This window comes from Petrotoga mexicana DSM 14811 (genome assembly GCF_002895565.1).
GTDB classification, from domain to species: domain Bacteria; phylum Thermotogota; class Thermotogae; order Petrotogales; family Petrotogaceae; genus Petrotoga; species Petrotoga mexicana.
Map to the genome: position 1 here is coordinate 1 of NZ_AZRN01000027.1, position 9208 is coordinate 9208.

6 protein-coding genes and 1 pseudogene are annotated in these 9208 nt (G+C 34.3%); 5 read left to right on the forward strand and 2 right to left on the reverse strand.

All coding sequences use genetic code 11. The annotated features are described in order from the left end of the window. Positions 1–333 precede the first annotated feature (333 nt). Positions 334–1116, forward strand: a complete 783-nt coding sequence (locus X927_RS06485; protein WP_169925178.1) for an ECF transporter S component — start codon at positions 334–336, stop codon at positions 1114–1116. Between the two features lie 52 nt (positions 1117–1168). Here X927_RS06485 and X927_RS06490 read toward each other — a convergent pair whose 3' ends face one another. Beyond that, on the reverse strand, positions 1169–1783 hold the full coding sequence (locus X927_RS06490) for a superoxide dismutase (RefSeq protein WP_103077289.1): 615 nt from the start codon (positions 1781–1783) through the stop codon (positions 1169–1171). Between the two features lie 187 nt (positions 1784–1970). On the opposite strand from X927_RS06490, the gene X927_RS06495 reads away from it, so the two are divergent. The 4 genes from X927_RS06495 to X927_RS06510 all read left to right on the forward strand — a co-directional run bounded on the left by X927_RS06495 (position 1971) and on the right by X927_RS06510 (position 8856). Beyond that, positions 1971–3140 (forward strand): metallophosphoesterase, encoded by a 1170-nt coding sequence (locus X927_RS06495; RefSeq protein ID WP_103077290.1) that lies wholly within the window; start codon positions 1971–1973, stop codon positions 3138–3140. 147 nt (positions 3141–3287) lie between these two features. Beyond that, positions 3288–5948, forward strand: coding sequence for a pyruvate, phosphate dikinase (gene ppdK / locus X927_RS06500; RefSeq protein ID WP_103077291.1), 2661 nt, complete (start codon positions 3288–3290; stop codon positions 5946–5948). Between the two features lie 183 nt (positions 5949–6131). Next, a complete protein-coding gene (locus tag X927_RS06505) occupies positions 6132–7022 on the forward strand; it encodes a methylenetetrahydrofolate reductase (protein WP_103077292.1) in 891 nt (296 codons plus the stop codon). A gap of 184 nt (positions 7023–7206) precedes the next feature. Continuing rightward, positions 7207–8856 (forward strand): IS1634 family transposase, encoded by a 1650-nt coding sequence (locus tag X927_RS06510; protein ID WP_103077293.1) that lies wholly within the window; start codon positions 7207–7209, stop codon positions 8854–8856. A 139-nt stretch (positions 8857–8995) separates the two neighbouring features. On the opposite strand, the pseudogene X927_RS06515 reads toward X927_RS06510, so the two are convergent. After that, a pseudogene (locus tag X927_RS06515) lies at positions 8996–9208 on the reverse strand (reverse transcriptase domain-containing protein); the annotation flags it as partial.

Below are 9208 nucleotides of genomic sequence, written 5' to 3' on the forward strand. Positions count from 1 at the left end.
CTTCGCCCCGCAGCCCACCCACAAGGATAAGGAGTCTTTGCCCATTCGCTTCGTTCCCCATTCCTTAAGGATAAAGTATCAATTTATTTTCTGATAGTACTTATTATAATTTAATTGAACTAAAAAGTCAAAGGACAGTAGAGACGATTATAAGTGATTATAGCTTTTTACAGGCAATTATTCAAAGAATGAAAAAAATTTCATAGAAACTATTTTCTAATTAATGAAAAAAATATTTGAACTGTTGTATTCAAAGAGTGGATGTTGTATAATTAATTGAAAAACACAGCCTTTAGTTTATTATTGGATCTCTACTTAGAGGAGGGATTTATATTGAAGACGAAAGATGTTGCAATTTCTGGTATAATGATTGCCTTAGTTTTTGTTTTAACCTTTGCGATAAAAGTTCCTGTGCCATTCACAAGGGGTTACGTACATTTGGGAGACAGCATGATATTCATTTCAGCGATTTTGTTCGGTAGGAGGGTTGGAGCTTTAGCAGGAGGATTGGGTTCTGCTTTGGCAGATTTGGTTGGAGGTTATGCTTATTGGGCTATACCCACTTTGATTATAAAATCCGTTATGGGGGCTTTAGTCGGATGGGTTTCTGATAGTTATAGAAACAAATATTCGGGCAAAAAAGAACTTACGATTTTTCTCTCAAGTATAGGTATATGGTTGGCTTTTTCCTTAACTCTTTCCTTATTTTTAAAAAACTTGATAGCGAATTTAGCAACATCTCCTTTGACTAGCAACCTAATGAATGAATTGGGGTACGAAAGTATAGAAGAGTTAGAAAATTTTTTATTAAACGCTAGGGGATTAATCAACATTATTCTTTTAGCAATACCAATAGCCATAATACTAATTTCGTTGTTCCTTAGAGGAAAGGGTTCAACGCTTTTCAGACTAGGTAATTTGATGGGAAGTATGATAGCTGGTTTATGGATGGTTATAGGATACTTTTTTGCAGGTAGAATTATAGTTGGTAATTGGGTGATGCCTATTTTTGAGGTACCTTGGAATGTTTTACAATTCACCGTAGGAATTCTCGTTGCATATATAGTGTTATTCGGTCTACAAAAGACAAAACTTTTTGAAAATTCCCAAAAGTAAAAAAGCAATCTCGGTTGCCTGTGCAACCGAGACCTTTTTCTTCTACTATCCTTTATTTTAGTAACATTTCATATCTTTTACCAACTTCTTCCCAATTAACTATGTTCCACCAGGCTTGTATGTATTCAGGTCTCCTGTTTTGATATTTCAAATAATAAGCGTGTTCCCAAACATCCAAGCCCAACACAGGTTTCAAACTGTACATTATCGGGTTATCTTGATTTGGGGTGGATAGAATTGAAAGATGCTCGTAGTTATCTAAAACCATCCAAGCCCATCCGCTTCCAAATCTTGTTGCTGCTGCATTTGAAAATTCCTCTTTAAATTTGTCAAAGCTTCCAAAGGTCTTATCAATACTTTCAGCTAACTTTCCAGAAGGCTTACCACCACCGTTGGGTCCCATTATTGTCCAAAATAAAGAATGATTGTAATGTCCACCTCCGTTGTTCCTTACTGTTGTTCTAATATCGGCTGGTATATTGTCTAAATCCTTGAGAATGTCTTCTATACTTTTACTTGCCCATTCAGGATATTTTTCTAAAGCCGCATTTAAATTTTTAACGTAACCTCCATGATGCTTAGTATGGTGAATCTCCATTGTTGTTGCATCTATGTAAGGTTCTAGATCATCGTAGGAATATCTCAATTCTGGTAATTCAAAAGCCATAATTACACCTCCATAATTTGATTTAATTTCCGATAATTTTTGTCGTATTTAAATTATACCACACATTTTATCATTATGCAAGTCGAATTTGATATTCATATATTCTTAATAAATCTTATAAAAAGGGGAAAATGTATGTGTTATAATTACCTTCGGGATTTGGAAAAAATCTGCTGGAGGAAACCAAATGAAGGTTTTTCTAAGTGATTTACACATCGGATTAGGTAACGAATCTGATGACTTTATATACGATAACAGACTAATCAAGTTACTACGTGATCTTGATGGAGAAAACAATGAGTTATTTGTCGTCGGAGATTTTTTCGAGTTATCCAACTTAATCAATGATGGTCTCATAATGGATACAGCTTTTGAATATGCTGAAAAATTTGATCCGTCTTTAATAGATGCAATATTTGCCAGCCATGAAAAGCTGATCGAAGAGTTTCAAAAATTTTCAAAAAAACATAAAATTTATTATATCGCAGGTAACCACGATTATTACATTCTTTTGAATCAAAAAATAAATGAAAGGATCAAAGAAGTATTTGAGAATTGTGAAATTTTACCCTATTATTATGATCCAAATATTAGATTATTTGTTATACATGGTAATCAGTTCGATATAGTCAACAGATTGAGCAAAGATAAAGATGGAAACCTTATTCCCCCATTTGCAGAGTACATGAACAAATACATGAACTATAATTTTGGGAAAGTTGCTGGGAAAATTCTACCTGCTGAGCTTTTTTCTGATTATCAAAATATCTATCCTCAGTTAGATGTCTTCAAGTGGTTGGATGTTATAAAAGAAAAATATGATTTAAAATATAATTTAAAAACCAAATGGATCGAAACTTTTACACAACTAATTAAAACCCCTCAGGTAAAAAAGTGGATGAAAATAAATTTTCCAGGCGTAAATATTCTATCTAACATATTTATAAATAACTTAGGGGGGATGAAATTAGGCGAAGCTATAGTTAGGGTAGGAATGTTCTTCAGAAGTATGAGAAATTCAAATTCTCTTTTAATGAAGGCAGAAGAGCTTTTGAACGATAAATTCTATATACCAAAAGAATATCTTATTGGGTTTTATGATCAAGATATTTCTTTTGTTAAAGGGGAAGTAAAGGGAATAGTTATGGGTCATAACCATAGAGCATCGTTTAATATTATAAAAAACGGAGGACCAAAAGAAGTTTATATTAATACTGGAACATGGAAATTCATGGTAAATAGAAATTTTGGAATAAATAGAAATGAGTTCATCAAAAAAAAGTTGATTTCCTATTTATTGATAGACGATTCAAATAAACCTATGAATTTTAAATTAGTAAGAGAAGAGGCTTTTTAAATTATTAAAATTGTATGTTAAATTTTACCCAAATGAGAAATAGAAAAAAAGTAATTAGAATATAATTGAACAAAGTGTGATGATTTAATCATCATAGATTTTTTGTAATTATAATTTTTTTCATAAAATCTGATAGGAGGTAAAAAGATGGGGAAAAAGTATGTATACGTGTGGAATAAAAACCGAGTAGAAGGTAACTCAAAAATGAAAGACATTCTTGGAGGGAAAGGTGCTAACTTAGCAGAGATGGCATCTTTAGGCTTGCCAGTACCCCCAGGTTTCACTATTTCAGCAGAAGTATGTAAATATTATTGGGATAACAACAAAAAATTCCCAGAAGATCTTAAATCAACTGTTGAAGAAGCCATGAGGGAACTTGAAAATGTTACAGGTAAAAAATTCGGTGACAACGAAAATCCTCTTTTGGTCTCAGTAAGGTCTGGTGCCGCCATTTCTATGCCTGGAATGATGGATACTATATTGAATTTAGGTCTTAACGATGAATCAGTCGAGGGATTGGCCAAACTAACTAACAATGAAAGGTTCGCTTGGGATTCTTACAGAAGATTTATACAAATGTTTGGTGATGTTGCACTTGGTATTCCCCATGAAAAATTTGAAGACGCCCTTAATGAAGTAAAAAACAAAAAGGGCGTAAAACAAGATTTAGAATTAGACGCGAATGATCTTAAAAAAGTTGTTGAATTATACAAAAAACTGTACAAAGAAGAAGGAAAAGAGTTCCCACAAGATCCTATGAAACAGCTTTGGATTGCTATTGAAGCAGTTTTTGGAAGTTGGAACAATCCAAGGGCTATAAAGTATAGACAAATTAATGAAATGGATAAACAAGGTCTTTTAGGAACAGCTGTTAATGTAGTAGCTATGGTTTTTGGCAACATGGGAGAAGACAGCGGTACAGGTGTGGCTTTCACAAGAGATCCAAACACTGGTGAAAAGAAATATTACGGTGAATTTCTCACCAACGCACAAGGAGAAGATGTCGTTGCCGGTATAAGAACTCCAAAAAGTTTGGATGAGTTGAAAAATATCAATCCTAAAGTATATAACCAATTACTTGAGGTTATGGATAAATTGGAGACACATTTTAGGGACATGCAAGATATAGAATTTACAGTTGAAAGAGGTCAATTATATTTGCTTCAAACAAGAAATGGAAAGAGAACTGCTGCTGCGGCTGTTAAAATTGCGGTAGATATGGTTAAAGAAGGTCTCATAAACAAACAAGAAGCAGTGATGAGAGTTAAACCGGCAGATATAGAAAAATTATTACATCCTATTTTCGATCCCGAAGAATTAAAAAATGCCCAGTACATTGGAAAAGGATTACCCGCATCTCCTGGTGCTGCTACAGGAAAGATTGTTTTTAGCGCAGACGATGCCGAAAAGCTGGCAAAAGATGGTGAAAAAGTAATTCTTGCTAGACCCGAAACATCCCCTGAAGATGTTGGCGGTATGAACGTTGCAGAAGGAATACTAACTTCACGTGGAGGAATGACTTCTCATGCTGCCGTCGTTGCTAGAGGAATGGGTAAAACAGCTGTTGTTGGAGCAGAAGATATAGTCATTGATTTAAAAAATAAAGTTATAAAATCTAATGGAGTAGAATTAAAGGAAGGCGATTGGATTTCCATCGATGGAAATGAAGGAAAAGTTTACGCTGGAAAGATCAAAACAGTTAGACCAGAAGGGTTAGCAGGTGATATTTCTGTATTGCTTGAGTACGCAGATGAAGTTTCAGTTTTAGGGGTCAGAGCAAACGCAGATATTCCAAGAGATGCGAAAGTTGCAAGGGAATTCGGTGCTCAAGGAATTGGACTTTGTAGAACAGAACACATGTTCTTTGGGCCAGAAAGAATAAACAAGATGAGAACTATGATCGTTTCAAAAACAGAAGAACAAAGAAGAGCAGCGTTAGAGCAACTTTTACCATTTCAAAGATCCGACTTCAAAGGATTGTTTGAAGAAATGGAAGGATTTTCTGTTACAATAAGGCTTTTGGATCCACCTCTTCATGAATTTGTTCCAGAAAGCGATGAACAAATAAAAGAAGTTGCAAAAATGATTGGAATCAGTGAAGACGAATTAAGGAGCATAGTTAAAGATTTAGAAGAATTCAACCCCATGATGGGTCACAGAGGTGTAAGATTAGCCATAACTTACCCAGAAATAGCAGAGATGCAAACAAAAGCAATAATTTTAGCCGCTATAGACATGATAAAAGAAGGCAAAAAGGTACAACCAGAAATAATGATCCCATTAGTTGGAAATGTTAAAGAGCTTACCATCCTTAAAGAATCTATCAAAAAGATCGCTGACGAATTAATAAAAGAAAACAACGTAGATTTAGAATACAAAATTGGAACAATGATCGAAGTCCCCAGGGCCTGTGTCGTTGCAGATCAAATCGGTGCAGAGGCTGATTTCTTCAGCTTTGGTACTAATGATCTTACACAGCTTGGTTTAGGTTTTTCAAGAGATGATTATGGAAAATTCATTGGAGATTATATTGAAAAAGGTATCTACGAAAAAGACCCCTTCCAACAAATCGATAGAGAAGGCGTTGGAAGATTAATAAAACTTGCTTTGGATGGTGGAAGATCCACTAACCCAAAATTGAAGGTAGGAATATGTGGAGAGCACGGTGGAGATCCAGATTCTATTGAGTTTGCACATTTAGTGGGATTGGATTATGTCAGCTGTTCTCCATACAGAGTACCAGTCGCTAGATTAGCAGCTGCACAAGCAGCGGTAAATTATAAGAGAGGTAAAACGGTTAATTATTAATCAATAGGTAAAAAATTCAGAAATAATCAGAGTTCTAAAATCAAGATGTGAATTTTATAATAGTTACAGGGTGGAGATCTCTCCACCCTTTTTGTTATACAGCCCATTAACTGTTGACACTTCCTTGCTGATATGTTAAAATTGAACAAATGTTTTATTATATCTTTTCCGGGGTGATCCATAATGAAAATTGTAGATTTGATTGAACAATCAAACAAACCTATTCTTTCCTTCGAAATTATCCCTCCTAATGTTGGAGAAAGTATTGATTCAATATTTAATGTTGTGGATAATTTAATCGAATTTTCTCCTAAATTCATCAATGTCACTAAGCATGCCAACGAAATAGAATATATTGAAGAAAAAGGAGAAATCATAAAAATCATCAAAAAGAAGAGGCCTGGGACCGTTGGGGTAAGTGCTTCAATAAAGCATAGGTATAATATAGAAGTAGTTCCTCACTTAATATGTACAGGCTTTAACAGATATCAACTAGAAGACATACTAATAGACCTAAATTATCTCAGGATAGAAAATATATTCGTCGTAAGGGGGGATAAGAAAAGATACACATGGAAAGAAACAGATGAGTACGAACATGCAAGTCAATTAGTTGAGCAAATAACAAATATGAACAAAGGGATATACACTTGTCCCACAAAAGAACATAATCCCACAAATTTTTGCGTGGGCATTGCAGGATATCCAGAAAAGCATTTTGAATCCCCAAACTTTGAAAAAGATTTGGAATATTTAAAATTAAAGGTCGATATGGGAGCAGAATTCATAATAACTCAAATGTTTTTTGACATAGAGTATTACAAAAACTTTGTTAATAAAGTTCGAGAACTCGGTATAGAGGTTCCAATAATCCCGGGCATCAAACCGTTAGGAAGCAAAAAATCATTATACAACATCCCCAAAACTTTTCATGTTAACATACCTAAATCCATTGTAGAAGAGTTTGAGGACGCAAAATCATCTCAAGATGAGTATAGAATAGGGGTAAGACATGGAATAAAATTGATTGAGCAACTTCTAGAAGGTGGAGTACCTCCTGAGTTTGACAGTTGATAGATAATTTTTCAGTAAACCGAACGGAAGAAAGCGGGTTTGAGGGGATAAAACACCTATTTTTTTGAAAAAAATTTTTTGATGTAGTGACACTTTCTTCTCTTTTAATTATATTATTCTCTTTACTTCATAATAGTTTTGTGGTATAATATTAAAGACATTATGAAGTTGGGGGATGATTTGAATGTATGTTAGAACCGTAAAAAACAATCAAGGGAAAGAATACTTAAGAATAGTAGAAAGTTACCGTGAAAACGGTAAGAATAAACAAAAGATTATCGCTAATTTGGGTAGAATCGATACTATCAGTAGAAAAGAAGTGGAAAATATTGTCGATAAACTCATACAGATATTCGATATAAAAGGTTATGTGAATTTGAATAGTGTTGAGGAAGCACCTGATAAGAAGAATTATGGGGTAAAGGTAATAGTGGATAAGTTGTTTGAAAGGTATGAGATGGATAAGTTCTTTGAAAAGATGGATAAAAAGATAAGGTTCGATGTAGAAGATTTGCTGAAAATAATGGTTATGAACAGAATAATAGAACCGAAAAGTAAGTTGGGAATATTCAAAGAGCTAGATTATTACGGCTTCAAAAGAATAGATGAGGCAGAGACAGACGAAGAAGGGATAGCCTTACAATGGATGTACAGGACGCTAGATGTGTTAGCGCAAAAGAAGGAAGAGTTAGAGAAACATCTGTACAGTCAAAGGATAAGTTTATTCAATTCTGTAGTAGACTTAGTGTTTTACGATGTAACGACATTGGCCTTTGAGACACAACAAACGAACGAGTTACTGCAGATGGGTTATTCGAAAGATAAGAAGTTCAACGAATCACAGGTAGTTTTGGGGATGTCGATAGATAGGGATAGGATGCCGGTTAGTTTTGATATATATCCAGGCAACACGTTCGAGGGACATACGTTCAAAGATACGATAGAGGCGATGAAAAATAGGTATCAGTTGGGAAAGGTAATAGTGGTTTCTGATAGGGGGATGATGAGTAGAACCAATATGGAAATAGTAGAGAATTCCGATTACGAATTCATAGTTGGTAAATCGATAAAACAGTTAAAAAAGGTGGATATATTCGATGGGGAATTCACTGAAATATCAAAAGGGATTGAATATAGAGAAATAGAATACGAGGGTAAAAGATTACTCATAATACATTCAAAGGAAAGGGCAGAAAAAGATAGAAAAGACAGGATTAGATTGATTGAAAAAGCGAAGAAAATGTTGAAAGATGGGAACATAGAATCAAAAAGCAAAAGAGGTGCAAAAAAGTACTTAAAGACAAAGAACGAAGTAGATTATACACTTGATATCGAAAAGATAGAAAAAGACGAAAAATATGACGGATACTATGGAATAATAACCAACACACAGTTGAATCCAAAACAGATATTAGAGCAATATCATACCTTGTGGAAAGTGGAAGAAAGCTTCAGAACACTAAAGAATTATCTTGAAACAAGACCGATATTTCATTGGACACAGAAAAGGATAAAGGGACACATAGTAATGAGTTTCGTATCTTACATAATGCAAAGAACGCTTGAATTAGAACTTGAGAGAAACAATATAGAATACTCACACGAAAAGATAAGAGAAGCGATTAAAAACATGGAATACATAGATATTAAAACCAACGAACAGCGTTTTGCCATTAGGACCAACATGAATGTTTTAGCTCAGAAGATATTGAAGATACTTAATATACCAATTCCAAAAGTGGTAACCCCATATGAGGAATTCATAGAGAAACTGAAATTACAGGACCAAAATAAGGAAATTAAAGGATTAGAAAGGAGCAAAGCGAAAACGTAAGGCTAAAACACTGATAAACAAAGAAAAAGAAAGGCATGTAGTGACACTTTTGAAAAAAAGAGAAAGCGAAAAACGCTTTTTTGCAATTATTCATGCCTGTTCTAGAATTCTTACGTTTTTGTAACTGTCAAACTCAGGAATCGTCTGCATACCTGCAAAACTTGTGTCCCCTTTTCGTTAGTTCTACGTCAAGTTCGTGGAGCATTATGTTGCTTAGTAATGGGATTAGCGGTCCTCCTTGTGGAGTCCCTTCTTCTGTTTCTATTACTACCCCATTTACCATTACCCCACTCTTGAGGTATTTCCTTATCAGGGATATCACTCTGCCATCTTTTACGTCTTTTGATATTAT

Bases quoted from the DNA above. Each gene is read 5' to 3' on its own strand.
- X927_RS06495 (WP_103077290.1), top strand. From the start codon at position 1,971: ATGAAGGTTTTTCTAAGTGATTTACACATCGGATTAGGTAACGAATCT.
- X927_RS06505 (WP_103077292.1), top strand. From the start codon at position 6,132: ATGAAAATTGTAGATTTGATTGAACAATCAAACAAACCTATTCTTTCC.
- X927_RS06510 (WP_103077293.1), top strand. From the start codon at position 7,207: ATGTATGTTAGAACCGTAAAAAACAATCAAGGGAAAGAATACTTAAGA.
- X927_RS06490 (WP_103077289.1), bottom strand. From the start codon at position 1,783: ATGGCTTTTGAATTACCAGAATTGAGATATTCCTACGATGATCTAGAA.
- ppdK (WP_103077291.1), top strand. From the start codon at position 3,288: ATGGGGAAAAAGTATGTATACGTGTGGAATAAAAACCGAGTAGAAGGT.